Source organism: Actinomycetospora flava, from assembly GCF_037400335.1.
Classification (GTDB): domain Bacteria; phylum Actinomycetota; class Actinomycetes; order Mycobacteriales; family Pseudonocardiaceae; genus Actinomycetospora; species Actinomycetospora flava.
In genome coordinates this window covers 103,036-126,824 of record NZ_JBBEGM010000003.1, presented here as the reverse complement: position 1 = coordinate 126,824, position 23,789 = coordinate 103,036, and the positions used below count along the sequence as shown (strand labels likewise).

Here is a 23,789-nt window from a genome sequence, read left to right as displayed (position 1 = left end):
GTTCCTACCGGCGCTTCGGACCGCGGGGGCCACGCGACGGCCCGGAGGCCACCTCGTCGCCCGAGGCCCGGCGCAGCCCCATCGGACGGCCGGCGACGCGGGCGCGCTGCAGGCGCTTGACCACGGGACCGGGCACGTCGGCGGGCAGCTCGACCAGCGTGTGGTCGGTGCGGATGTCGATGTGCCCGATGTGCGCCGAGTCGAGGCCGGCCTCGTTGGCGATGGCCCCGACGATGGCGCCCGGGCGCACGCGCTGGTTGTGGCCGACGTCGATGCGGTAGGTGTCGGTGCCCGACCCGACCGACCACGACGGCGCCTTGCCGCGACCCTGGCCGCGCTCGGGCTTCGGGCCGCGCTTGTCGTTCCGCTCGCCGCGCGGGGGCGGGGCGGGCAGGTCCTCGACCAGCAGCGGCTTGTCGCCCTGCACCATCTTGGCCAGCGCGGCGGCCAGCTCCAGCGGGTCGGCGCCGTGCTCGGCCACGTAGTCGCCGACGATCCCGCGGAACACGTCCATCGGGTCGCCGCCGGTGACGGTGCCGTCGAGGGTGCCGGTGATGCGGTCCGCGAAGCGCCGCTTGCGCACGTCGTTGACCTCGTCGGTGCCCGGCACCGACATCTCCTCGGCCTTCTGCTTGGTGACGCCCTCGATCATCCGCATGGTGCGGATCTGGCCGCGGGTGACGAACGAGATCGCCTCGCCGCTGCGGCCGGCCCGGCCCGTGCGCCCGATGCGGTGCACGTAGGACTCGGGGTCGGTGGGCAGGTCGTGGTTGACGACCAGCGAGATGCGGTCGACGTCGAGGCCGCGGGCGGCCACGTCGGTGGCGACCAGCACGTCGATCTTGCCGGCGCGCAGGTCGCCGATCGTCTTCTCGCGCTGCGGCTGCGAGAGGTCACCCGAGATCGCCACGGCCGCGAAGCCGCGGCGGTTGAGGGCGTCGGTGACGTCGGTGGTGTTCTGGCGCGTGCGCACGAACACCAGGCAGGCGTCGAAGTCCTCGACCTGCAGGATGCGCGACAGCGCGTCCGCCTTGAGCCGCTCGGGCACCACGACGTAGCGCTGCCGGGTGTTCACCCCGGTCTGGGTCTTCGACTTGATCGACACCTCGGCCGGCGCGTTCAGGTGCCGGCGGGAGACCTCGCGGATGGCGCCGGGCATGGTCGCCGAGAACAGCGCCACCTGCCGGTCGGCGGGCAGGAGGTCGAAGATGTTCTCGACCTCCTCGAGGAAGCCCATCTGCAGCATCTCGTCGGCCTCGTCGAGCACGAAGTGCGCGACGTTCGTGAGGTCGAGGGTGCCCTTCTCGAGATGGTCGGCGATGCGACCGGGGGTGCCGACGACGATCTGGCCGCCGCGGCGCAGCCCGTGCAGCTGCGGGCCGTAGGGCGCGCCGCCGTAGAGCTGCACGACGCCCAGCCCGGGGACGGCGCTGCCGAGACGCTCGATGGCCTCGGCGACCTGGATCGCGAGCTCGCGGGTCGGGGTCAGCACGAGGGCCTGCACCGACTTCTGCGCCGGGTCGATCGCCGAGAGCATCGGCAGCGCGAACGCGGCGGTCTTGCCGGTGCCGGTCTGCGCGAGCCCGAGGACGTCGCGGCCCGACAGCAGCAGCGGGATCGTCTCGGACTGGATCGGGGTCGGCGTGTCGAACCCGGCCTCGGCCAGGGTCGGCAGCAGGCGCTCGGCGAGCCCGAGCGCGGCGAAGCCCGAGGCCGGCGCCTCGTCGGGCGTCTCCTCGGTGGCCTCGTCGTCGGCCTCGTCGTCGGCCTCGGGGGCGGACTCGTCGGTGGTCTCGGGGGTGGCCGACTCCTGGTCGGCCTCGACGACCTCGTCGACCGTCTCGGTCGCCTCGGTGTCGTCGGAGGAAGAGGGGGTGATCACGTCGACGAGCTCGACGTCATCGGACAGGACAGCAGCGTTGGTCACGTAGATCTTTCGGGAGAGGGAACTCGGACACGAGAGCTGTCCGCGGACCCGGTCACACTCCGGAAAGGTCCCACCCAGGCCGACAGCTCGGCGTTGGTAACCAGTCTACGCGAGTGGATATTTCCGACCGGCCGGCCCGTCGACGGACCGGCCGGTGTCGGTCAGGACACGCTCAGCACCGCGTGGGTCCCCGCGGTGCCGTCGGCGGCCGGGACGAGGGGCGCCACGCGGCCGACCGGATCGGCGAGGGCGGTCTGCGGGGTCCGGTCGATCCCGAAGCGGAAGACGTCGGGGCGCGCGTAGTGCCCCGCGCCATCGGCGAAGTACTTCGCGAACGCGATCACGCTCAGGTCGAGGTCCGCGGTGACGATCGCCTCGGTGTCGCGGTGCGGCTCGGCCAGCCACTTGCCGTTCGGCCCCAGGAAGCCCGTGAGCCCGCCGCCGACCGTCGGCGCGTCCGGGCCGGGGGTGACGTCGAGGCGGTCGACGATCTCCTGGGTGACCATGCCCTGGGTGACGACCACGTAGGTCTGGGCGCAGATCGCGTGGGCCTGGGCCAGCGTCGTCGAGTAGTGGTCGAAGTCGCCGGCGTTCGGGTCCGCGTGGGTGGCGTTGATCGCGGGCCAGGACGCGATGTGGATCTGCTCGCCGAGCGTGGCCAGCGCGTAGCGCGCGAGATCCATGCTGTGCTCGAAGCAGATCAGGCCGCCCAGGCGGGCGAAGCCGGTGTCGACGACGAACACGTCCCGCCCGTCGCCGCGACCCCAGACCGTGCGCTCGGCGTTGGTCGGGTGGAGCTTGCGGTGCCGGGCCACCAGCTGACCGGTCGGGCTGAAGTACGCCTGGGTGTTGTAGAGCGTGCCGCCCTCCCGCTCGTCGACGCCGAGCACCACCCAGGTGCCCGCCTCGCGGGCGGCCTCCCCGATCGCCTCGGACTCCCGGCTCGGCAGCTCGATGCTGTTGGCGTACAGCTCGGCGAACAGGGGCGCGGCGTACTTCGCGGTGTGCGACCAGATCCAGTGCGGATAGCCGGGCAGGAAGGTCTCGGGGAACACGGTCAGCTTCGCGCCCCGCGCGCCGGCGTCGCGAATGAACGCGCACACGCGCTCGACACCCGCGGCGAGATCGAGGAACGGGGCTGCCGCGTGGACGGCGGCGACGCGGACCGTGGAGCCGTTGTCGGTCATGGCCGCACGCTAGGACTCCCCCGGTCCGGACCCTCGACGATCCGTGCAACGTCGCCGGCCGACACGCTCGCTCGGTAGGCCGAAGGCGTCGTCCCGAACTCGGCGCGGAAGAGCCGGCCGAGCTGGGTGGGCCCCGCCATGCCCACCGCCGCGGCGACGTCGGCGACCGGGGCCGCGCCGTCGGGGTCGGCGAGCAGTGCTCGCGCCCGCTCGAGGCGGGCGTGCCGGATGGTGGCGGCGACCGAGCGGCGCTGCCCGGCGAAGGCCAGGTACAGCGTGCGCCGCGAGACGCCGAGGACGTCCGCGAGGTAGTCGGGGGTGAGGGTCGGCGACCCGAGCCGGCGGGCGATGAGCTCGACCGCCGCGTCGTGCACCGACCGGCCCTCACCCTCCCGCCCCGGGGCGAGGCGGACGAGCCGGTCGAGGACGAGCTCGCGGTCGCGGTCGGACGTGCGCGCGTCGGTCAGCGCGAGCAGGCCCGACCGCACCGGCCCCAGCGCCGCACCCCGCAGGCGGCGGGCGACCAGCCGCTCCAGCCGGCTCTCCCCGATGGCGAGCGCGTCGCGGGGCAGCAGCGCCACGACGAGCCCGAACGGGCCGTCCCCACCGACGGTGTAGGGCCGCGAGGTGTCGTAGACGGCGATCTCGCCGGGGACCAGGTCGGCGCGCCGGCCGTCCTGGGTCACGCTGACGACGCCGCGGACCGGGACGGCCACCTTGACCTGGCCGCCGCCCGCCCCGCGTGCCAGCCCGGCGGTGCGCACGGCGGTGTGCGCGGTGGCGGACACCCCGCAGAGCGTGAACCCGCCGCGCCGGCGGGCCGCGATCGTCCCGTCGACCGTCGCCGACGGCGCGTCGATCTCCAGAGGCACGAGGAAGCGGGCCGTGACCTCGCTCCAGGTGCGTCGCCGCAGCGGGGCGGGCACCGAGGCCGCGTCGAAGCTCTCGTCACCGACGCGAAACGCACCCGCCCGCCCGGCGCCCACCCGGACCTACTTCTTGGCCTTGTTCTTCTCGACCGCGTTCTGGTCGGTCGACAGGGCCGCGACGAAGGCCTCCTGCGGGACGTCGACCCGCCCGATGGTCTTCATCCGCTTCTTGCCCTCCTTCTGCTTCTCGAGCAGCTTGCGCTTGCGGGTGATGTCCCCGCCGTAGCACTTGGAGAGCACGTCCTTGCGGATCGCGCGGATGGTCTCGCGGGCGATGATCTTCGCCCCGATGGCGGCCTGGATCGGCACCTCGAACTGCTGGCGCGGGATGAGCTCGCGCAGCTTCGTGGCCATCGAGTTGCCGTACTCGTAGGCGGCGTCGCGGTGCACGATCGCCGAGAACGCGTCGACCGGCTCGCCCTGCAGCAGGATGTCGACCTTCACCAGGTCGGCGGCCTGCTCGCCGGCGGGCTCGTAGTTGAGCGACGCGTAGCCGCGGGTGCGCGACTTCAGGATGTCGAAGAAGTCGAAGATGATCTCGGCGAGCGGCATCGTGTAGCGCAGCTCGACGCGGCTGTCGGACAGGTAGTCCATGCCCTCGAGCGACCCGCGCCGCGACTGGCAGAGCTCCATGATCGGGCCGACGAAGTCCGCCGGGGCGAGCACCGAGACCTTGGTGATCGGCTCATAGATCGTCGCGACCTTGCCCTCGGGCCAGTCGGCCGGGTTGGTGACCTCGGTCTCGGAGCCGTCGTCGAGCTCGAGGCGATAGACGGTGTTGGGCGCCGTGGAGATGAGGTCGAGCCCGTACTCGCGCTCGAGCCGGTCGCGCGTGATCTCGAGGTGCAGCAGACCGAGGAACCCGCAGCGAAACCCGAAGCCCAGCGCCGCCGAGGTCTCCGGCTCGTAGGAGAGCGCGGCGTCGTTGAGACGCAGGCGGTCCAGGGCGTCGCGCAGGATCGGGAAGTCCGACCCGTCGATCGGGTAGAGCCCGGAGTAGACCATCGGCTGGGGGTCGCGGTAGCCGCCGAGCGGCTCCGTCGCACCCTTGCGCTCCCAGGTCACGGTGTCGCCGACGCGGGACTGGCGGACGTCCTTCACGCCGGTCATGAGGTAGCCGACCTCGCCGACGCCGAGGCCCTGGCAGGGCTTCTGGTCCGGCGAGATGATCCCGACCTCGAGCAGCTCGTGCACCGCGTTCGTCGACATCATGCGGATGCGCTCGCGCGGGGTGATCCGGCCGTCGACGACGCGGATGTAGGTGACGACGCCGCGGTAGGTGTCGTAGACCGAGTCGAAGATCATCGCGCGGGCCGGCGCGTCGGCGTCGCCCACCGGGGCGGGCACGCGGCGCACGACCTCGTCGATCACCGCGCCGACCCCGTCGCCGGTCTTCGCCGAGATGCGCAGGACGTCCCCGGGCTCGCAGCCGATGAGGTGCGCGAGCTCCTCGGCGTAGCGCTCCGGCTCGGCGGCCGGCAGGTCGATCTTGTTGAGTACCGGGATGATCTCGAGGTCGTGCTCCATGGCCAGGTACAGGTTGGCCAGGGTCTGCGCCTCGATGCCCTGCGCGGCGTCGACCAGCAGGATCGCGCCCTCGCACGCGGCCAGCGAGCGGCTCACCTCGTAGGTGAAGTCGACGTGGCCGGGGGTGTCGATGAGGTGCAGCACGTGGTCGCGCATCTCGCCGTCGGGGCCCGCGGCGTACCAGGGCAGGCGCACGTTCTGCGCCTTGATGGTGATGCCGCGCTCGCGCTCGATGTCCATGCGGTCGAGGTACTGCGCGCGGTAGGCCCGCTCGCCGAGGACGCCGGTCATCTGCAGCATGCGGTCGGCCAGCGTCGACTTGCCGTGGTCGATGTGGGCGATGATGCAGAAGTTGCGGATGCGGTCCGGCGGCGTGAACGTCTCGTCGGCGAACCCCTTGGTGCCCGGCCGTCCAGGGGTCGTGTCGGACTGCTGGGTGGTCTGGCTCAACGGGTTCCTCACGTTCTGACTCGGCCGGCTCCTCCCTATCGTCCCACGAGGCCCGGTCGCGGTCCGCGACGAGCGGGGTTGCTAGCCTTGACGTCACTGCGTGAGGTGGGCGCGGGAGACGAAGCCTGCGGAGCTCGACCCATTCGACCTTCCCCCGCGCGCTCCCGTGAAGCAGACAGCACCGACAGACGAGGTTCGAAGACTCCCGTGGCGAACATCAAGCAGCAGGTCAAGCGCATCCGCAAGAACGAGGAGGCGCGCCAGCGCAACAAGGCGGCGAAGTCGCGCATCAAGACCGCGATCCGCCGCTACCGCGAGGCCGTCGAGGCCGGTGACCAGGACCAGGCCACCACCCGCCAGCGCGAGGCCGCCCGCCTGCTCGACAAGGCCGTCAGCAAGGGCGTCATCCACAAGAACCAGGCGGCGAACAAGAAGTCGCGCATGGCCCACCGCGCCGAGCGCTTCACCGTCGACGCCAAGGCGGGCAAGACCCCGGCCTGACCGGCCCCGCTCTCCACGGCCCGTTCCCGCCTCGCGGGAGCGGGCCGTTCTCGTCGGCGCGGGAGTGGTCAGCGCCGGGCGCTCCCCCGGGCCGCGACGACGGCCTCGACGGCGTACTCGAGCGCGTACGACGGGTCGGCGGCGGCGCCCTTGACGTTCGCGTTCAGGTCGGCGACGACGCCCATCGCCCGCGTGAGGCCGTCGCCGGACCAGCCGCGCCCGTTCTGCTGGCCCCGCTTGACCTTCCACGGCGGCATCTTCAGCGAGGACGCGAGGCTGTACGGGTCGCCACGTCCGGCGGCGGTGACGCGCGCGGCGGTGCGCACGCCGTCGGCGATCGCGTCGGCGACCACGACGTGCGGCACTCCGGTGTCGAGCGCCCAGCGCAGCGCCTCGAGGGCGCCCGCGCGGTCGCCGGTCATGGCTCGGTCGGCCACCGCGAACCCGGTGACCTCGGCGCGCCCGCGGTGGAAGGCCCGGACGGCGTCGGCGTCGACGTTCCCGCCCGAGTCGGACGCGAGCTGGGACGCCGCGGCGGCGAGCTCGCGCAGGTCGGAGCCGACGGCGTCCATGAGCAGGCCCAGCGCCTCGCCGGTGATCCTGCCGCCGGCCTGGCGTACCTCGGCGCGCACGAAGTCGGCCCGCTGGTCGTCGGACAGGCCCGACGCCGATGCCTCGCTGGCCCCCGCCGCGCGCAGGCCCTCGAGCAGCGCGTCGCCCTTCGCGCCGCCGCCCTTGGCCGCGCCCTTGGCGGGGCGGCGTCCGCGGGCGCTCTTGGGCGGGCCGCGGTGGACGACGACGAGCGTGACGCCGTCGCTGGGCGCCTTCGCGTACCCGAGCAGCAACGTCGTGACCTCGGCGCTCGCGTCGTGGCCGTTCTCCACCACGACCACCCGCGACTCGGCGAACAGCGAGGGGCTCACCAGCTCGCCCAGCACCCCGGCCGTCAGGTCGCCGGCCGGGAGCGAGCTGACCTCGACCGCCGGATCGGCCTCGCGCGCCGCGGACACCGCGCGCGCCACCGCCCGCTCGACCAGCAGCCCCTCGTCGCCGACGACGAGGTGCACCGGCGACGGGGGCTCGGGGGTCGGGCTCACGCCGTCATCGTTCCACGGCCCTCCGACAGCCCCCGCCGCGACGCGTGAGGCACGTCTCGGCCGGGGGACGCTCGGTGGTCGACCCGGCGCTGCTCCCGTAGTGTTCTCGCCCGGATGTCCCCCCTGGGACGCCCGACAACCGAATACGGCTCATCCAGAGGGGTAGAGGGACCGGCCCGACGACACCCCGGCAACCGGCGTCAGCTCATTCGCAGGCGATCACGGTGCCAATTCCGACCCGTCCGCGGGGAAGATGAGGAGGACTTCCTTCCATGACGATCACTGCCCAGGCCGCGACCACGACCGGCCTCGACCTCGGGCCCGCCGCCGCTCTCGCCTGCCGGGCCTGCGGCCACCGTCTGGACCTCGCCGCCGAGTTCGCCTGTCCGCAGTGCTTCGGCCCGCTCGAGGTCGCGTACGACTTCGGGCGCGTCACCCGCGAGGACATCGAGCGCGGCCCGCGCAGCATCTGGCGCTACAAGTCGCTGCTGCCGGTGCCCAGCACCGTCGAGACGCTGCCCAACACCGACCCGGGCTGCACCCGCCTGCTGCGCGCCGACCGACTCGGCGCCGAGCTCGGCCTCCGCAACCTGTGGATCAAGGACGACACCGGCAACCCGACCCACTCCTTCAAGGACCGGGTCGTCGCCATCGCGCTCGCCGCGGCCCGCGAGCTCGGCTTCACGGTGCTGGCCTGCCCGTCGACCGGCAACCTCGCCAACGCCACCGCCGCCGCGGCCGCCCGCGCCGGCTGGGACTCGGTCGTGCTGATCCCCGCCTCCCTCGAGCGCGCGAAGATCCTCATGACCGCGGTGTACGACACCAACCTGCTGGCCTGCGAGGGCACCTACGACGACGTCAACCGCCTCGCCACCGAGCTCGCCTTCGAGCAGGAGGACTGGGCGTTCGTCAACGTCAACGTCCGCCCGTACTACGCGGAGGGCTCGAAGACCCTCGGCTACGAGGTCGCCGAGCAGCTCGGCTGGCGCATCCCGGCCCAGACCGTCGTCCCGATCGCCTCGGGCTCCCAGCTGACCAAGGTCGACAAGGCCTACGGCGAGCTGATCTCCCTCGGCCTCGTGGACGAGGCCGAGTACAAGGTCTTCGGCGCCCAGGCCGCGGGCTGCTCGCCGGTCTCGACCGCCTTCCGCGAGGGCACCGACGTCGTCCGCCCGCAGAAGCCGGACACGATCGCCCGCTCGCTGGCCATCGGCAACCCGGCCGACGGGCCGTACGTCCTCGACGCCGTGCGCCGCTGCGGCGGCACGATCACCGACGTCACCGACGACGAGGTCCGCGACGGCATCCGGCTGCTCGCCCGCACCGAGGGCGTCTTCGCCGAGACCGCCGGCGGCGTCACGGTGGCGAACGCCAAGAAGATGGTCGAGTCCGGCGACCTGGACCCCGACGCCGACACGGTCCTGCTGATCACCGGCGACGGCCTGAAGACCCTCGACGCGATCGAGCACCAGGTCGGGCCCAAGGCGACGATCCCGGCGACGTCGAAGGCCGTGCGCGAGGCACTGGGGCTGTAGTCGCTCCCCGCGAGGGGCACGTTCCGCGTGATCGACAGGCCGTTCGGGCCTGCTGAACATGCCTCTCGCGCTCCGGGGGCGGCGGAGAGGCTCGGTCGACCCGTGTCCTCGGGACACGGGTCGGCGACCCCGCCACCTCACCGCCTCCTCGGGTCGGGACGCGGGTCGCCCCGCGCGACGACGGACGGCCCGGCGCGCGGGTCGACACCGGCCACGACCGCGATGTCGCCCCACTCGTCGGTGCGGCGCACCATCGCGCCCGTGCGCGCGAGCAGGCCCACGACCTGCGGGTTCGGGTGCCCGTAGGTGTTGCCGCGCCCCACGCTGACCAGCGCGAGCGAGGCGCGGGCGGCGGTCAGGAAGCTCGGCAGCGACGACCGCGACCCGTGGTGGGGCACCTTGAGGATCTCCGCATGCAGATCCGATCCCGACCCGAGCAGCGACGCCTGCGACGACAGCTCCGCGTCGCCGGGCAGCAGCACGCGCCCGACCGGGGTGTGCGCCCGCAGCACCACCGAGGTGTCGTTGACCGCCGAGCCGTCCTCGCCGTCGACGTGGACCGTCGGGCGCACCGGGCCCAGCACCTCGAGCACGAGCCCGGGCCAGCGCAGCACCGTGCCGCGGGCGAGGCCGACCAGCGGCGCGCGCACCGCGGCGGCGCGGCGCGCGACCTGCCCGAGCGTGTCCTGCGGCTCGCGCGACGGCCCGAGCGCGATCCCGCCGACCGACCGTCCCGCGAGCGCCCCGGCGAGACCGCCGACGTGGTCGGCGTGCAGGTGCGTGAGCACGACGAGCGCCAGCGAGCGGACGCCGAGCCGCGCCAGGCACCCGTCCACCACGCCGGCGTCCCCGCCGACGTCGACGAGCACCGCCCGCCCCGGCTCGCCCGTCGCCAGCACGAGCGCGTCGCCCTGCCCGACGTCGCAGGCCACGAGCGTCCAGCGTGCGGGCGGCCACCCGGGCGGCGCGACGCGCGTCGGCACGAGCACCAGCAGCGCTCCGACCAGCAGCGCGGCGACGACCGCCCGCAGCCGGCGCCACCGCAGCGCCGCCCCGACCAGCACCACGACCGCGGCCAGCGCCAGCGCGCCCGCCACCCCGCCCGGCCAGTCCAGCGTCGCGCCCGGCACCGCGGCACACCGCCGCGCCACCCACACCAGCCACGCGACGCCCGGTCCGGCCGCCCACACCAGCGCGTGCGCACCCGCGGTCCACCACGGTGCCACCGCCGCGGCCAGCACCCCGAGCACCGTGACCGGAGCGATCACCGGCGCGGCGAGCAGGTTCGCGACCACCGCGACGAGGCTGACCTCGCCCGAGAGCCCCGCGATCACCGGCGCGGTCACGACGTGCGCCGCCACGGGCACCGCGAGCGCCTCCGCGACACCCGGCGGGATCCGGCGCGCCCGCATCCGCGCGACGAACCCCGGCGCGAGCAGCACCAGCGCCCCGGTCGCGAGCACCGACAGCGCGAATCCCGGATCGGTCGCGAGCCCCGGGTCGACGAGCAGCAGCACGATCACCGCCGTGCACAGCGCCGGCACCACCGAGCGCCGCCGCCCGACCGCGAGCGCCAGCACCGTGACCCCGCCCATCACGGCCGCGCGCAGCACGCTGGGCGACGGCCGCGCGAGGACCACGAACCCGACCAGCGCCAGCCCCGCCAGCACCGCCGCCGTCCGCGGGCCGAGCCGCCCCAGCCGGGCGAGGAGCAGGACCGCGCCGCACACGATCGCCACGTTAGTCCCGGACACGGCCGTCAAGTGGGTGAGGCCCGCGGTGCGGAAGTCGTCCTCGAGGCCCGGGGAGACACCCGAGGTGTCGCCGACCACGAGTCCCGGCAGCAGGCCCGCGGGGTCCTCGGCCAGCACGGCCCGCGCCGCGTCGCGCAGGCCGCCGCGCAGGTCGCCCGCGGCCCGTTGCGCCGCCGGCACCGGGGCCACCGCGCGCGGCGGTCCGCGCACCTGCAGCACGGCCACCGTGAGGTCCGCGCGATCCGGTGGCCCGAGCCGTCCCCGCGCGCTGACCAGCTGGCCGGGCAGCAGGCCGCCCCAGTCGTCGGCGGGCGCCAGGAGCACCACCCGGCCCCCGGCGCGCCACCCCGGCCCCGCCCCGACCTGACCGCCGACCAGCTCGCCGCGCACCACGACCCGACCCGGCCCGGGCACCGAGGAGCGGACGGGACGCGGGTCGGCGGTGACGACCAGGTCGAGCCGCGCCGACACCCCCGCGCCGGTGGCCGGCCGCAACGGGTGGCTCGCCACCGCGAACGCCCCGAGCCCGGCCACGAGGCCCACCGCCGCCGTGCACCCGCCGGCGGCGACGACGACCGCACGCAGCCCGGAGCGGCCGGCACGAGCACCCGAGCGGCGCGCCGCGATCACCGCCGCGACCGCGGCGAGGACCACGAGCACCAGCGCCACACCCCACCCGGCGGTGAGCGCCGCGATCGCCACACCCCACGACGCCAGCGCCGCCGGGACGAGCCGCAGATCGGGCGGGGCCGGCGCATCGGCCGCCCGGTCGGCGGGAGGCCGGGCGCGGTCGCTCACACCGTGACCAGGTCGCGCAGGGTCGCGAAGCGGGCGTCACCGATCCCGTTGACCTCCTGCAGCTGCTCGACGGCCCCGAAGCGCCCGTTCTGGGTGCGCCACTCGAGGATCCGCTGGGCGGTCACCGGGCCGACGCCGGGGAGCTGGTCGAGCTGCTCGAGCGTCGCGGTGTTGAGGTTCACGGGCCCGCCGGGGGCCGGACCGCCACCAGCACCGCCACCGCCACCACCGCCACCGCCCGCCGGTGCCGCCCCCGCCGCACCGGCCGAGCCCGCGGGCGGGGTCACCGCCGCGGGCACGCCCACGACGACCTGCTCGCCGTCGGTGAGCCGCGCCGCGAGGTTGAGGCCGGTCAGGTCGGCCTCGGGCGACGCGCCCCCGGCGGCGTCGATCGCCTCGCCGACCCGGCTGCCCGGCGGGAGCCGCACCAGCCCGGGGCGCGCGACCTTCCCGGACACCGACACCACGATCGGACCCGCGTCCGGAGGAGGCGCGGCCACGGGCGACCCGGCGACCGGAGCGCCCGCCACCACGGGCAGCGCGGGCACCGGCTCGGCCACCGGGCGGTCGGACCACACGCCCACCGCCGCGACCACCGCCGCCACGGCGGCGACGGCGGCGAGGGCGAGCGCCCCGGTGCGGCCGGGGTCCCACCGCGCGCCCGACCACGACGCCGGCAGCCACCGCGCCGCCCACCGGCGCGCCCGCTCACCCCGCTCCGGCGGGTCCCACGCGCTCCCACGGCGCGCCGAGCGGACCGGTTCGTCGTCCTCGTCGTCGTCCCACCAGTCGTCCCGCGTGTCCCGCGCCGCGCGCGCCGGGGCGGGCTCGTCGGGCGGCTCCCGCGGCGGCAGGCGCAGCCGGGCGGCGGGCGTGCCCGGCGCCGCCCCCGGCCATCCCACGCGCGCCCCGTCGGGCTCGGGCCCCCGCGAGGACGAGAGCGGAGGTGCGCCGACCTCGACCGCGTCCCGCCCGCCCCAGCCCGACCCCAGGGACCGCAGGCGGGCGCGGGCGTCGTCGGTGTCGGGTGCTGCGGCGCGAGGCATGCGCTGGACGCTAGGAATCACCCCGAACCAGCAGCCAGTACCGAGCGCACACCTGGGGACAACCACCCGGGGTGGGGACGGACCGGCGCCGTGCCGGGGCCACGAAGCACCCGGACGGCCGAGGGTCAGCCGCCGGAACGGGCACGAAGGGCCGCGGCGACCTCCCGGCCCACCGACTCCCCCACCGCCGCGTGCGCCGCCCAGCCCCAGTGGATGCCGTCGGGGTTGCCGTGCCCGCCGAGCACGTGCTCGGCCACGTGGGGCACGGGGTCCACGAGCGGAACGCCGCACGCCGACGCCCACGCCGACAGCGCCGCCACATGCCGCTCCCGCCCCGCGTGCACTCCGCCGTACAGCGGGGCCCGGTGCACCGACGGCAGCATCCCCACCACGGGCAGGCCCGGGACCAGCGTCGTCACCGCGAGCCGCAGGCGCTCGAGGTACCGCACGGTCTCCGCGGGCGGCAGGGCGACGGGCCCGGCGCCCCCGAGCAGGCGCGCGGCCCGCGGGGTCGCCCAGCGGTGGGCGTCGCGCACCGAGCGCCGCAGCCACGACGGCCGCACCGCCGGGATCAGCTCCCGCAGGGCCGTCGGCAGCGGCGAGGGGAGCGTGTCCATCCCGCCGATCCCCAGCACGACGGCGTCGGCGTGCCGCAGCGACGCCCAGATGCGCGGGTCGCCGACCATCGCCCGCCAGGCGTGCCGGGTGGTCCACCCGAGGCCCGCGTGCAGCTCGGCGCGTCCGCCGAGCACGCCGGCGGCCACCTGCGGCCACAGCCGGGGCTCGTCGGCGGGCTCGGCGCGGTCGGGGCCGTGGAACGACAGCGAGTCCGCGATCACGACGAGGACCGGGGCCCGGGCGACGGTCGGGCTCCCCTGCGCCCCGTCTCCCCCGGGACTCACGCCTGGAGCCCCCAGGCGCGCAGGCGCCAGCGGTCGATGCGGTGCTCGAGGATCGCCCACGCGCAGTTGTGCAGCGGCGAGAGCGAGTGCCACGCCACGACCGGCCAGGCCAGTGCCGACGCGGTCAGGGCGCCGATGGTGCCGCCGTGCGCGACGATCATCGCGGTCTGGCGTTCCTCGCTGCCGCCGAGCTCCGCGTCGAGCTCGGCGAGCACCGGGAACGCACGCTCGGCGACGTCGACGCGGGACTCGCCGCCCGGGGGCGCCCACGCCGGGTCGGTGCGCCACGCCTCCAGCCCGCCGGGCCAGCCGGCCTCGACCTCGGAGCCCGTCAGCCCCTCCCAGTCGCCGAGGGAGGTCTCGCGCAGGCGCGGCTCGGGGCGCGGCACCAGCTCGGCCTCCTTGGCGACGGCCTCGGCGGTGCGCCAGGCGCGGACCTGGTCGGACGCGACGAGCAGCGCGGGCTCGTAGGCGGCGAGCAGCGGTGCGGCGGCGAGGGCCTGCGCGCGCCCGACCTCGTCGAGATCGGGATCGAGCCGCCCCTGCATGCGGCTCTCGGCGTTCCACATCGTCCGCCCGTGCCGGGCGAGGACCAGCCGCTGGAGACTCACTCGCCCGCAGCGGTCTGATCGGAGGGCGGACCGTAGACCTCGGCGGGCAGCGGGACGGCCGGGCAGTCCTTCCACAGCCGCTCGAGGCCGTAGAACTCGCGCTCCTCGGTGTGGAGCACGTGGACGACGATGTCGGCGAAGTCCAGGAGCACCCAGCGTGCCTCCTGGGTGCCCTCGCGTCGCACGGGTTTGGCGTCGAGGTCGCGCAGCTTCTCCTCGACGTTGTCGACGACGGCCTGCACCTGGCGCTCGTTGGGCGCCGAGGCGATGACGAACGCGTCGGTGAGCGGGAGCCGCTCGGACACGTCGATGGCGACGACGTCCTGGGCGAGCTTGTCGGCGGCGGCGAGCGCGGCGGTCTCGGCGAGACGGCGCGCGCGATCGGTGACGGCCACGAAACCCTTCGGGGTCGACGACATCGGCGAGGCGATGGTACTCGACCACCCGCGGTCGTCACCTCGTCGCGAGCCCGCGCGATGTCCGGGACCCGGCGCATACTGGGCCGATGCCGGACTACGGGGACGGGCTGGCCCAGGACGCCGACCTGACGGCCGCCGCCGAGAACGCCGTCGCGCAGGCCATGGCCCCCCTCGGGGGCCGGCGCCCCGACCTGCTGGCCGTCTTCGTCTGCCACCCCGATCCCGACGAGGTCGGCCGGGCCGGCGAGCGCGCGATGGAGGTCGCGGGCGCGCGCGTGGCCGTCGGCTGCAGCGCCGGCGGGGTGATCGGCGACGGGCGCGGTGTCGAGGCCCGCCCCGCGGTCGCGGTGTGGGCGGCGTCGCTCCCCGAGGCCACGCTGACCCCGTTCCGCCTCGACGCGAGCCGCACCGAGACCGGCATCGCCGTCGGCGGCATGCCCGTCCGCACCGACGACGACGAGGTCGCGCTCCTGCTCGCCGACCCCTACACCTTCCCGATCCAGGGCTTCGTCGAGCAGTCCGGCGAGGCGCTGCGCGGCCTGCCGCTGGTGGGCGGGCTCGCGTCCGGGCCGGGCGGGGCCGGGGCGACGCGGCTGTTCCTCGACGGCGTCGTGCACGAGCGCGGCGTCGTCGGCGTGACCATCGGGGGCGACGTGCGCGTCCGCACGCTGGTCAGCCAGGGCTGCCGTCCCGTGGGCCCGGCGATGACCGTGACGGCCGCCGAGGGCCCGCACCTGCAGGGGCTCGCCGGCCAGCCCGCGTACCGCAAGCTCGAGCAGATCGTCGGCGAGCTCAGCGAGGCCGAGCAGCAGATGGTGGCCCAGGGCCTGCACCTCGGGGTCGCGATGGACGAGTACGCCGACGACCACCGCCAGGGCGACTTCCTCATCCGCGGCGTCGTCGGGGCCGACCCCGAGCAGGGCACGGTGACGGTCGGCGACGTCGTCGAGGTCGGGCGCACCGTGCGCTTCCAGGTCCGTGACGCCGCCAGCGCGGACGCCGACCTCGACTGGCTGATGACGCGCTTCCGCGGCGACGGCGACACCGCGGGCGCCCTGCTGTTCTCCTGCAACGGGCGCGGGCGGGCCATGTTCCCCGACGCCGACCACGACGTCACCGCCGTCCAGCGGGGACTCGGGCCCGAGGGGGTCGCCGGGTTCTTCGCCGCCGGCGAGATCGGCCCCGTCGCGGCCCGCAACCACCTGCACGCGTTCACCGCGTCGGTGCTCGCCTTCGGCTGAGCGCAGCACGCGACCCGGGGCCCTCGCAGGCCGGTGCCCACCGGGTCCTACCGTGGTGGGCGCCCGCGCGCCCCGTACGAAGGACCACGACAGCCGATGAGCGTCGAGCCCCGGCAGGCCGAACGCCTCCCCGAGGACGTCGTCTCCCTGCTCCGCGGCCCGAACCCGTGCTTCGTCGCCACCGTGATGCCCGACGGGTCGCCGGAGACCACCGAGACCTGGGTGGACACCGACGGCGTCCACGTCGTCCTCAACACGGTCGAGGGTCAGAAGGACGTCGAGAACGTCCGCCGCGACCCGCGCATCTCCCTCGCGATCGGCGACGCGTCCCGGCCCGGGCACTACGTGGCGGTGCGGGGACGCGTCGTCGAGGTCACCCCCGACGGCGCCCGCGAGCACATCGACTTCCTCGCCCGGCGCTACCTCGGCCGGCGCTACCCCTGGCACCGCCCGGACCAGACGCGGCTGATCCTGCGGATCGCCCCGACGGCCGTGCACCGCCAGGGCTCCTGACCTACGGAGCGAGCAGCGAGGCGCCGGCGAGCCCGAGCAGGTCGGGCCGCAGGAGCGCGACACCGAGCACGACCAGCATCGCCACGAGCAGGACGATCGTCGAGATCAGCAGCACGCTCGTCCGCTTCCGCGGAGGTGCCGGCGGCGCGATCACGGGCAGGGGCACCGACCGCGGGCGCGCGACCTCGGGATCGGCCGGCCACGGTCCCCAGCCGTTCGCGGGGCCGGTGGTCAGGAGCCGCGGGGGCTCGATCCGCGCGATCGTGACGGGCGCGGTGCGCGCGAACTCCCCGGGGGCGTCGGCCCAGGCGCGGGCGCGGTCCTCGGGCGTGATCGCCGCGGGTGCTCCGTCGACCTCCTCAGGTGGGGTCGACGGAGCAGCCGGAGGGATCATGTCCGCCGGCGGGCGGGTCACGACGGTCAGGCGTGTCAGGGACGGCAGCGCCAGCGGCGCGGTCGGCGCGTCGTCGACGGCGACGACCTCGACACCCTCGACGTCCTCGACACCCTCGACGTCCTCGATGCCTTCGACGCCCTCTGCCCCGGCCAGACGGTGCCGGCTCACGACGCGACCGCGGTGAGCGTGCAGCTGCCGGACGGGGAGGTCCAGGAGCGGGTGGAACCGGTGAACGTGACGGGCGAGCCGGAGACGGGCGTGACGACCAGGTCGCCGCTCTCCATGGCCCACGACCCGGAGTCGCCGGCCGTCGAGGTGTAGCTCTGATCGCTCGTGAACGTCAGCGTGCCGCTCGCGAACTCGCAGCCCGAGGCGGTGTAGGCGCCGGACGGTTCGCCCGCCGACGTCGCCGACGTCCCCGACGTCGTGGTCGTGCTCGACGGGGGCGTCGTGGTCGACGAGGACGTGGTCGCGTCGGGCGCGATGGCCGGGGCGCCGCGGCGCTGGGCGGTGCCGTCGCCGGTCGTGTCCCCGGTCGTGTCCCCGGGCGTGTCCCCGGTCGTGTCCCCGGGCGTGTCCTCGGGCTCGGAGCCGGCCACCGGCGTCGTCCCGCCGACCGGCACGGCCTCGCCGGCCCGGACGTTCGGGTCGGTCGCTCCGCCCTCTGCGCCGTCGGAGGTCTCGCCGCCGGCCTCAGGCTCCTGGCCGGTCGCTCCGCCCTGTGCGCCGTCGGAGGTCTGTCCGCCGGCCTGAGGGTCCTGGCCGGTGGTCGTGCCCTCGTCCTCCGGGAAGGTCGCCTGCACCTGACGGTTCTCGACGTCCTCCTCGCCGTCCGAGCCGTGCGGGCGGTCGTGCCCGCGTCCGGTGTGGACGTCGATGATCGTGAAGTTGTTCGTGACCTGCGTCGTCTGGTGCGTGATCACCGTGACCGAGGACGAGGTGAACGAGTACCAGCGCGGCCCGACGTAGGCGACGGTGTTGAAGGACTGGGGTGCCGTGAGCGGGTTGCCGCAGAAGCAGCGGGTGACGAGGTTGCCGTGCTGGTCGACGAGCACCGCCGTGCCGGCCTGCAGGACCGCGGGCCAGGCGGTGACGTGCCCGCCGGACCAGCCGTGGTTGGTGACGTAGGTGTCGGAGCGCAGGACCACCGAGGTCAGCCCGTCGACGTAGCTCGAGATCGTCGAGGCTGACGAGTCGCGCAGACCGAGGACCGAGGCCCAGCCGGCGGCGCGGTCGGGGTGCTCGCCGAGGAAGCGGCTCAGCCGCGAGCGGTCGCACACCGCGTTGCTGCCCGACCCGCCGTAGAGGCCCGGCGTGGTGCCCGACCAGCTCCCGCCGGTGTGGGCGACCGGGCGGACGTCGGGCACGTCCGTGCCGACGCTCTCCATGAACGGGTTGGCGCCGGCCGTGGCGACGGGCTCGAGCGTGACGTCGGTCGGTGCGTTGAGCTCGCGCGCGACGACCACGCCCCCGAGCGCCGCGACCAGCATCGCGAGCACGACGATGGCGATGATCGGTCCGCGGGAGCGCCGCGCCGGGGGCGGCGGCACGTAGGCGACGGGCGGCGGCATCTGCACCGAGATCACTCCCCCAACGGGTGCCGCGCCCCGGACGGGCACGGCGCTCGCAGTGGATCTCGCCGCGTGGACGCAGCGTGTTAGTCACCACGCCGCCTTGTCACTCGTTCGTGTGGCGTTCCCGCCGTTCGGCGTAGCGACGGCGACTACTCCGAGGCCACGTGCTCCGTCGGTCCGAGCACCCAGCCCTGACCCTCCGGCCGGTACAGGCCGCGCTTGGCGATGTACTGCACGACGCCGTCGGGCACGAGGTACCAGACCGGCTCGCCCGCGGCGACGCGTTCGCGGCAGGCCGTCGACGAGATCGCCATGGCCGGCACCTCCAGCAGGCTGACCGAGCCGCGCGGGAGGTGGTCGTCGACCAGCTCGAACCCGGGCCGGGTGACGCCGACGAAGTGGGCGAGCCGGAACATGTCGTCCGCCCGGTGCCACGACAGGATCTGCTCGAGGGCGTCGGCACCGGTGATGAAGAAGAGCTCGTCCTCGGGGAAGATCTTCGCGAGGTCGGCGAGGGTGTCGACCGTGTACGTCGCGCCCTCGCGGTCGACGTCGACGCGGCTCACCGTGAAGCGCGGGTTCGACGCCGTCGCCACGACCGTCATGAGGTAGCGGTCCTCGGCGGGGCTCACCGACTGGCTGTCCTTGCGGTAGGGCTGCCCCGTGGGGACGAACACGACCTCGTCGAGCGCGAACCGGACCTGCGCCTCACTGGCGGCCACGAGGTGGCCGTGGTGAATGGGGTCGAAGGTGCCGCCCATGACCCCGATCCGGCGGCCGCTCATCCGTTCAGACTAGGGCGTGGGAACAAGGGACGGCGCTCACACCGGCAGGAGCCCCGACACCACGCCCGCGAGCTGGGCGGCGGTGCGGCACTCGTGCATCGGGACGACCTGGCCGTAGCTGCGGGCCGCCGAGTCGCCGGTGCCCCACTGGGCCTGCGGCTCCGGGTTGAGCCAGTGCGCGTGCCGGGCCTTCTCGGCCAGCTCGCCGAGGACGCGCAGGTTCGGGTCGCGGTAGTTGGTGCGGGCGTCGCCGAGCAGCAGCAGCGAGGTCCGCGGGCCGACGACGTCGGGCCAGCCCTCGCGGAAGCGCCCGAGCGCCGAGCCGTAGTCGCTGTGCCCGTCGAACGCGATCAGCCCGGGGCGCGCGGTGATCTCGGCCATGACGCCGCCGAGGTCGGCGTTCGGTCCGAACAGGTCGGTGACCTCGATGCACCCGTCGACGAAGCAGAAGATCCGGATGCGGGAGAACTGTTCGCGCAGGGCCTGGACCAGCATCATCGTGAAGTGGCTGAACCCCGCCACCGACCCCGAGACGTCGCAGAACAGCACCAGCTCGGGGCGCCCGGGGCGGGGGCGGCGGAACGCCGGGCGCATCGGGACGCCGCCGGTGGACATCGACCGGCGCAGGGTGCGGCGCAGGTCGATCGGGCCGCGGCGGGCGCGCCGGCGACGCGCGGCGAGCCGCGACGCGAGGTGGCGCGCCAGCGGGGCGACGCGGCGGCGCAGGTCGGCGAGCTGCTCGGAGTTCGCGGTGAGGAAGTCGACGCGGTCGCCCTGCTTGGGCACGCCGGTGCGCGCGGCCGCCTCCCGCCCGCGGATCTCCGCGCCCCGCCGACGGGCCTCGTCGGTGACCATGCGGCGAAAGGAGCTGATCCGGTCGCGGACCTGGCGCCGCGAGACCTCCTCGGCGAACGGGCTGTCCCAGTCGGCGTCGGCGCCGCCGCGCAGGTCGGCGAGCACGCGCGCGAGCAGCGTCTCGGGGCGCACGGCGTTCAGTGCCTGGTAGGCCGACCACGTCGACGGGCGCCCGCCGCCGCCCTGACCGGTGCCGCCGCCCTGACCGCCCTGACCCTGCCCCTGCCCCTGCCCCTGCCCGCCCTGGCCCTGCCCCCGCCCGACGGCGCCGAGCCCGTCGACGATCGCGCGGGCCAGCTCGGCCATCGCGGTGTTCGCGAAGGCGTCGCCGCGCTGCAGCAGGCCGGCGAGCAGGTCGCGCAGGGCCTCGACGTCGACCGACCCGTCCTCGGCGTAGGGCAGCGCGACCTCGCCGAGCGCGGCGCCCTGCCCCAGCGGGAACCACAGGTCGAACAGCGCGTCGAACACCGCCCGCTGCCCGGAGCGGCGCAGCATGGCCGCGGCGAGGCCCTCGCGCAGCTGCTCGCGCTGCAGGAGGTCGAGCTCGGCGATCACCGCGGCGGCGTCGACCGACTCCCCCGGCCCCACGGCGATCCCGGCCCGCCGCAGCGCGCCGACGAAGTCGACGAGGTGCGCCGGGATCCCGCCCGTCACCGCCGGCGCCATGATCAGTTCAACCGGAGCTCGGCGACGGCCTTCTGCGCGTCGGCCTGGTGCTTGAGCACGACGCCGAGCGTGGAGCGCACGGTCTCGTCGTCGAGGGTGTCGAGGCCGAGCGCGAGCAGCGTGCGGCCCCAGTCGATCGTCTCCGACACCGAGGGCGCCTTGCGCAGCTGGATCCCGCGCAGCACGTTGACGATCCGCACGAGCTCCTCGGCGAGCTCCTCGGGCAGCTGCGGTACGCGGGCGAGCACGATGCGGCGCTCGAGGTCGGGGTCGGGGAAGTCGAGGTGCAGGAACAGGCACCGGCGCTTGAGCGCCTCGGAGAGCTCGCGGGTGGCGTTCGAGGTGAGCAGCGTGAACGGGCGCTGGTTCGCGGTGATCGTGCCCCACTCGGGGACGGTGACCTGGAAGTCGCCGAGCACCTCGAGGAGCAGCCCCTCGACCTCGACGTCGGCCTTGTCGGTCTCGTCGACCAGCAGCACCGTCGGGTCCTCGCGCCGGATCGCGGTGAGCAGCGGGCGCGGCAGCAGGAACTCCTCGGAGAACACGTCGTCGCGCGTGGCGTCCCAGGACTCACCCTGGCTCGCGGTGATCCGCAGCAGCTGCTTGGCGTGGTTCCACTCGTAGAGCGCGCGCGCCTCGTCGATGCCCTCGTAGCACTGCAGGCGCACCAGACCGGCGCCCGTCGCCTCGGCCACCGCGCGCGCCAGCTCCGTCTTCCCGACCCCCGCGGGACCCTCGACGAGCAGCGGCTTGCGGAGACGGTCGGCGAGGAAGACGGTGGTCGCCACGGCCGTGGACGCGAGGTAGCCGACGTCGGCGAGCCGGGTCACGACGTCGTCGACGGAGTCGAACAAGGTCTTCTGGCCGACCGGCTCGGTGCTCACGCGCCGCATCCTGCCTGCCGTGCCCCGTGTTGTCCCGGCGATGTGGTCGACGCGGGTGTCTCGGCGTGGCCCCTTCCCTCGCATTGAACGTCAGGAGTGCCACCTCGATCATGGGGACCATGACGGACGGCCCGGTCCTGCTGCACGGCGCCCGCACCCCCGGCTCGCCGCGCGCGGTCGACGTGCGCCTGGCCCACGGCGTCGTGACCGAGGTCGCACCCGCGGGTGAGCTCGAGGCGCGCCCGGGCGACGAGGTCGTCGACGCCCGCGGCGCGACCGTGATGCCCGGTCTGGTCGACGCGCACGTGCACTGGTCGCAGTGGGCCCAGGTGCGCCGGCGCGTCGACGTCGGTCACGCCCGCAGCCCCGAGGAGGTCGCGACGATCATGGCCGCAGCCGCGCCGGGCGCGCCGGGCCTGGTCGTCGGCCACGGCTTCCGCGCGGCGCTGTGGTCGCGGCCGCCGCACAAGGACGTGCTCGAGCGCGCCGCGCCGGGCGTGCCGATCGCGCTGGTCAGCGACGACCTGCACGCCGTGTGGCTGAGCCCCGCGGGCCTCGCCCACCTCGGCCGCGACCACCCCACCGGGCTGCTCCGCGAACAGGAGGCGTTCGCCGTCATGGGCGAGCTGTCCGCCCTGCCGGACCCCGGCGAGCTCGACCGCTGGGTGGACGCGGCGTCCGCCGAGGCCGCGGCGCGCGGGCTGACCGGCATCCGCGACTTCGAGTACGACGACACCCCGTCGACGTGGGTGCGGCGGGCCGAGCACGGGCTGTCGCTGCGCGTGGAGGCCGCGGTCTGGGGGCCGTGGCTCGACGCGACCCTCGACCGGCACCACCAGACCGGCGACGTCATCGGCCACCTCGTGCGCCTCGGCCCGTTCAAGATCCTCGCCGACGGGTCCCTGAACACGCGCACCGCCGCCTGCCACCACGCCTACCCCGATCCCGACGACGGCCACGGCGCGCTCAACATCGACCCCGGCGACCTGCGCGACCTCATGGTCCGCGTCGCCCGCCACGGCCTGCACCCCGCGGTCCACGCCATCGGCGACCGCGCCAACGCCGTCGTCCTCGACGCGTTCGCGCACGTCACGGGCCCGGGGCGCATCGAGCACGCGCAGCTGGTGGCGAGCGAGGACGTCGCCCGGTTCGCGCGCCCCGGCCTCGTGGCGTCGGTGCAGCCCGCCCACCTCGTCGACGACCGCGACGTCGCCGAGCGCCACTGGCCCGACGTGCACGCGCGCGCCTACCCCTACGCCGACCTCGTCGCCGCCGGCGCCCGCCTCGAGCTGGGGTCGGACGCCCCGGTGGCCGCGCCCGATCCGTGGGCGGCGATCGCCGCCGCGGTCGCGCGGACCGGCGACGAGCGCCCGCCGTGGCACCCCGAGCAGGCCCTCGACGTCGCGACCGCGCTGCGCGCCTCGTGCGGCGGGCACCTCGAGGTCCGCGCGGGCGAGCCCGCCGACGTCGTGCTCCTCGACGAGGACCCGCTGCACGCCGACCCGGGCACGCTGCGGGCGATGCCGGTGCGGGCGACCGTCCTCGCGGGACGGTTCACGCACCGGGCCGGCTAGTACTGGTTGGTCCGGGCGTCCACGTTCAGGGCCGCGTCGATCGCCGCCGCGGGCACGTGGGTCCCCGAGATGCTCTTGGCCATCCGCCCGGCGGTCGGGACGTCGCCGCGGCCGGGCCAGCTCGCCGCGTCCCACAGCGACGACCGCGCGAAGGCCTTGGCGCAGTGCAGGAAGAGCTCGTCGATCTCGACCACGACCGCCAGCGTCGGCGTCCTCCCCTTCACCGCGAACTCGGCGGCGAACGACGGGTCCCGGAAGATCCGCGCGCGGCCGTTGATCCGCAGCGTGTGGTCGCGGCCGGGCACGAGGAAGAGCATCCCGACGTGCGGGTGCTCGAGGATGTTGCGGAACGAGTCGAGCCGGTGGTTGCCGGGACGGTCGGCGAACGCGACCGCCCGCCCGCCCTCGAGCACGAGCACCTGGCCGGCGGGGTCGCCGCGCGGCGAGACGTCGACGCTGCCGTCGGCGCCGGTGGTGGCGAGCAGGAAGAACGGCGAGGCCTCGAGGAACCGGCGGGACTCCTCGTCGACGTGGTCGATCGCCTTCTCGGCGATGAACTGCGGGGGCTCCGGCACGACGGCCCGCAGCGCCGCCAGGTCGGTGATCTCCGGCATCAG

General features: G+C 75.1%; 21 protein-coding genes and 1 riboswitch. Of the genes, 5 read left to right on the top strand and 16 right to left on the bottom strand.

The genetic code is table 11. The annotated features are described in order from the left end of the window. Nucleotides 1-4: 4 nt before the first annotated feature. The 4 genes from WCD58_RS10155 to lepA all read right to left on the bottom strand — a co-directional run bounded on the left by WCD58_RS10155 (nucleotide 5) and on the right by lepA (nucleotide 6,020). The gene (locus WCD58_RS10155; RefSeq protein ID WP_337702273.1) at nucleotides 5-1,927 is read right to left on the bottom strand and encodes a DEAD/DEAH box helicase; all 1,923 of its coding nucleotides are present in this window, start codon (nucleotides 1,925-1,927) and stop codon (nucleotides 5-7) included. 161 nt (nucleotides 1,928-2,088) lie between these two features. Next, nucleotides 2,089-3,114 (bottom strand): carbon-nitrogen hydrolase family protein, encoded by a 1,026-nt coding sequence (locus WCD58_RS10150; protein WP_337702271.1) that lies wholly within the window; start codon nucleotides 3,112-3,114, stop codon nucleotides 2,089-2,091. Continuing rightward, nucleotides 3,111-4,100, bottom strand: coding sequence for a helix-turn-helix domain-containing protein (locus tag WCD58_RS10145; protein WP_337702268.1), 990 nt, complete (start codon nucleotides 4,098-4,100; stop codon nucleotides 3,111-3,113). Before WCD58_RS10145 ends, WCD58_RS10150 begins: the two co-directional genes overlap by 4 nt. 6 nt (nucleotides 4,101-4,106) lie before the next feature. Then, nucleotides 4,107-6,020 (bottom strand): translation elongation factor 4, encoded by a 1,914-nt coding sequence (lepA, locus tag WCD58_RS10140; protein ID WP_337702266.1) that lies wholly within the window; start codon nucleotides 6,018-6,020, stop codon nucleotides 4,107-4,109. Nucleotides 6,021-6,227: 207 nt separating this feature from the next. Between lepA and rpsT the strand changes: the two genes are divergently transcribed. Beyond that, the gene (gene rpsT / locus WCD58_RS10135) at nucleotides 6,228-6,521 is read left to right on the top strand and encodes a 30S ribosomal protein S20 (RefSeq protein WP_337702264.1); all 294 of its coding nucleotides are present in this window, start codon (nucleotides 6,228-6,230) and stop codon (nucleotides 6,519-6,521) included. Nucleotides 6,522-6,589: 68 nt separating this feature from the next. On the opposite strand, the gene holA is transcribed toward rpsT, so the two are convergent. Beyond that, entirely contained in the window at nucleotides 6,590-7,618 is a 1,029-nt protein-coding gene (holA, locus tag WCD58_RS10130; RefSeq protein WP_337702262.1) for a DNA polymerase III subunit delta, read from the bottom strand. Nucleotides 7,619-7,765: 147 nt separating this feature from the next. Further along, nucleotides 7,766-7,878: riboswitch (SAM riboswitch) on the top strand. Nucleotides 7,879-7,890: 12 nt separating this feature from the next. Between holA and thrC the strand changes: the two genes are divergently transcribed. Then, nucleotides 7,891-9,153 carry a threonine synthase gene (gene thrC / locus WCD58_RS10125; RefSeq protein WP_337702260.1) on the top strand — a complete coding sequence of 421 codons (1,263 nt, stop codon included), beginning with the start codon at nucleotides 7,891-7,893 and terminating at the stop codon, nucleotides 9,151-9,153. 137 nt (nucleotides 9,154-9,290) lie between these two features. Here thrC and WCD58_RS10120 read toward each other — a convergent pair whose 3' ends face one another. The 5 genes from WCD58_RS10120 to rsfS form a co-directional block, all read right to left on the bottom strand. Next, the gene (locus WCD58_RS10120) at nucleotides 9,291-11,705 is read right to left on the bottom strand and encodes a ComEC/Rec2 family competence protein (RefSeq protein ID WP_337702258.1); all 2,415 of its coding nucleotides are present in this window, start codon (nucleotides 11,703-11,705) and stop codon (nucleotides 9,291-9,293) included. Continuing rightward, entirely contained in the window at nucleotides 11,702-12,751 is a 1,050-nt protein-coding gene (locus tag WCD58_RS10115) for a helix-hairpin-helix domain-containing protein (RefSeq protein ID WP_337702257.1), read from the bottom strand. The genes WCD58_RS10120 and WCD58_RS10115 overlap by 4 nt, the downstream gene beginning before the upstream one ends. A gap of 125 nt (nucleotides 12,752-12,876) precedes the next feature. Continuing rightward, on the bottom strand, nucleotides 12,877-13,653 hold the full coding sequence (octT, locus tag WCD58_RS10110; RefSeq protein WP_337702255.1) for a diglucosylglycerate octanoyltransferase: 777 nt from the start codon (nucleotides 13,651-13,653) through the stop codon (nucleotides 12,877-12,879). Further along, nucleotides 13,650-14,264, bottom strand: coding sequence for a histidine phosphatase family protein (locus tag WCD58_RS10105; RefSeq protein WP_337702253.1), 615 nt, complete (start codon nucleotides 14,262-14,264; stop codon nucleotides 13,650-13,652). The genes octT and WCD58_RS10105 overlap by 4 nt, the downstream gene beginning before the upstream one ends. Beyond that, a complete protein-coding gene (rsfS, locus tag WCD58_RS10100; RefSeq protein WP_337702879.1) occupies nucleotides 14,261-14,659 on the bottom strand; it encodes a ribosome silencing factor in 399 nt (132 codons plus the stop codon). Before rsfS ends, WCD58_RS10105 begins: the two co-directional genes overlap by 4 nt. A gap of 110 nt (nucleotides 14,660-14,769) precedes the next feature. On the opposite strand from rsfS, the gene WCD58_RS10095 reads away from it, so the two are divergent. After that, nucleotides 14,770-15,924 carry an FIST signal transduction protein gene (locus tag WCD58_RS10095; RefSeq protein ID WP_337702251.1) on the top strand — a complete coding sequence of 385 codons (1,155 nt, stop codon included), beginning with the start codon at nucleotides 14,770-14,772 and terminating at the stop codon, nucleotides 15,922-15,924. A 96-nt stretch (nucleotides 15,925-16,020) separates the two neighbouring features. Beyond that, nucleotides 16,021-16,437 carry a TIGR03618 family F420-dependent PPOX class oxidoreductase gene (locus WCD58_RS10090; protein ID WP_337702248.1) on the top strand — a complete coding sequence of 139 codons (417 nt, stop codon included), beginning with the start codon at nucleotides 16,021-16,023 and terminating at the stop codon, nucleotides 16,435-16,437. A gap of 1 nt (nucleotide 16,438) precedes the next feature. On the opposite strand, the gene WCD58_RS10085 is transcribed toward WCD58_RS10090, so the two are convergent. The 5 genes from WCD58_RS10085 to WCD58_RS10065 all read right to left on the bottom strand — a co-directional run bounded on the left by WCD58_RS10085 (nucleotide 16,439) and on the right by WCD58_RS10065 (nucleotide 21,598). Beyond that, a complete protein-coding gene (locus WCD58_RS10085; RefSeq protein ID WP_337702247.1) occupies nucleotides 16,439-17,002 on the bottom strand; it encodes a hypothetical protein in 564 nt (187 codons plus the stop codon). Next, a complete protein-coding gene (locus tag WCD58_RS10080; protein WP_337702877.1) occupies nucleotides 16,999-18,405 on the bottom strand; it encodes a DUF6777 domain-containing protein in 1,407 nt (468 codons plus the stop codon). Before WCD58_RS10080 ends, WCD58_RS10085 begins: the two co-directional genes overlap by 4 nt. Before the next feature lie 152 nt (nucleotides 18,406-18,557). After that, entirely contained in the window at nucleotides 18,558-19,193 is a 636-nt protein-coding gene (gene nadD / locus WCD58_RS10075; RefSeq protein ID WP_337702245.1) for a nicotinate-nucleotide adenylyltransferase, read from the bottom strand. A 36-nt stretch (nucleotides 19,194-19,229) separates the two neighbouring features. Next, a complete protein-coding gene (locus WCD58_RS10070; protein WP_337702240.1) occupies nucleotides 19,230-20,714 on the bottom strand; it encodes a VWA domain-containing protein in 1,485 nt (494 codons plus the stop codon). Between the two features lie 2 nt (nucleotides 20,715-20,716). Further along, entirely contained in the window at nucleotides 20,717-21,598 is an 882-nt protein-coding gene (locus WCD58_RS10065; protein ID WP_373696204.1) for an AAA family ATPase, read from the bottom strand. Nucleotides 21,599-21,717: 119 nt separating this feature from the next. Between WCD58_RS10065 and WCD58_RS10060 the strand changes: the two genes are divergently transcribed. After that, complete coding sequence (locus tag WCD58_RS10060) at nucleotides 21,718-23,172, top strand: amidohydrolase (protein WP_337702237.1); 1,455 nt, start codon at nucleotides 21,718-21,720, stop codon at nucleotides 23,170-23,172. Here the strand turns inward: WCD58_RS10060 and WCD58_RS10055 are convergent. Then, on the bottom strand, nucleotides 23,169-23,786 hold the full coding sequence (locus WCD58_RS10055) for an MSMEG_1061 family FMN-dependent PPOX-type flavoprotein (protein ID WP_337702234.1): 618 nt from the start codon (nucleotides 23,784-23,786) through the stop codon (nucleotides 23,169-23,171). The two genes, WCD58_RS10060 and WCD58_RS10055, sit on opposite strands and share 4 nt — an antisense overlap. Between the last annotated feature and the right edge of the window lie 3 nt (nucleotides 23,787-23,789).

Bases quoted from the DNA above. Each gene is read 5' to 3' on its own strand.
- nadD (WP_337702245.1), bottom strand. From the start codon at position 19,193: ATGAGCGGCCGCCGGATCGGGGTCATGGGCGGCACCTTCGACCCCATT.
- WCD58_RS10080 (WP_337702877.1), bottom strand. From the start codon at position 18,405: ATGCCGCCGCCCGTCGCCTACGTGCCGCCGCCCCCGGCGCGGCGCTCC.
- WCD58_RS10115 (WP_337702257.1), bottom strand. From the start codon at position 12,751: ATGCCTCGCGCCGCAGCACCCGACACCGACGACGCCCGCGCCCGCCTG.
- WCD58_RS10090 (WP_337702248.1), top strand. From the start codon at position 16,021: ATGAGCGTCGAGCCCCGGCAGGCCGAACGCCTCCCCGAGGACGTCGTC.
- WCD58_RS10060 (WP_337702237.1), top strand. From the start codon at position 21,718: ATGACGGACGGCCCGGTCCTGCTGCACGGCGCCCGCACCCCCGGCTCG.
- thrC (WP_337702260.1), top strand. From the start codon at position 7,891: ATGACGATCACTGCCCAGGCCGCGACCACGACCGGCCTCGACCTCGGG.
- WCD58_RS10095 (WP_337702251.1), top strand. From the start codon at position 14,770: ATGCCGGACTACGGGGACGGGCTGGCCCAGGACGCCGACCTGACGGCC.
- WCD58_RS10055 (WP_337702234.1), bottom strand. From the start codon at position 23,786: ATGCCGGAGATCACCGACCTGGCGGCGCTGCGGGCCGTCGTGCCGGAG.
- WCD58_RS10070 (WP_337702240.1), bottom strand. From the start codon at position 20,714: ATGGCGCCGGCGGTGACGGGCGGGATCCCGGCGCACCTCGTCGACTTC.
- WCD58_RS10150 (WP_337702271.1), bottom strand. From the start codon at position 3,114: ATGACCGACAACGGCTCCACGGTCCGCGTCGCCGCCGTCCACGCGGCA.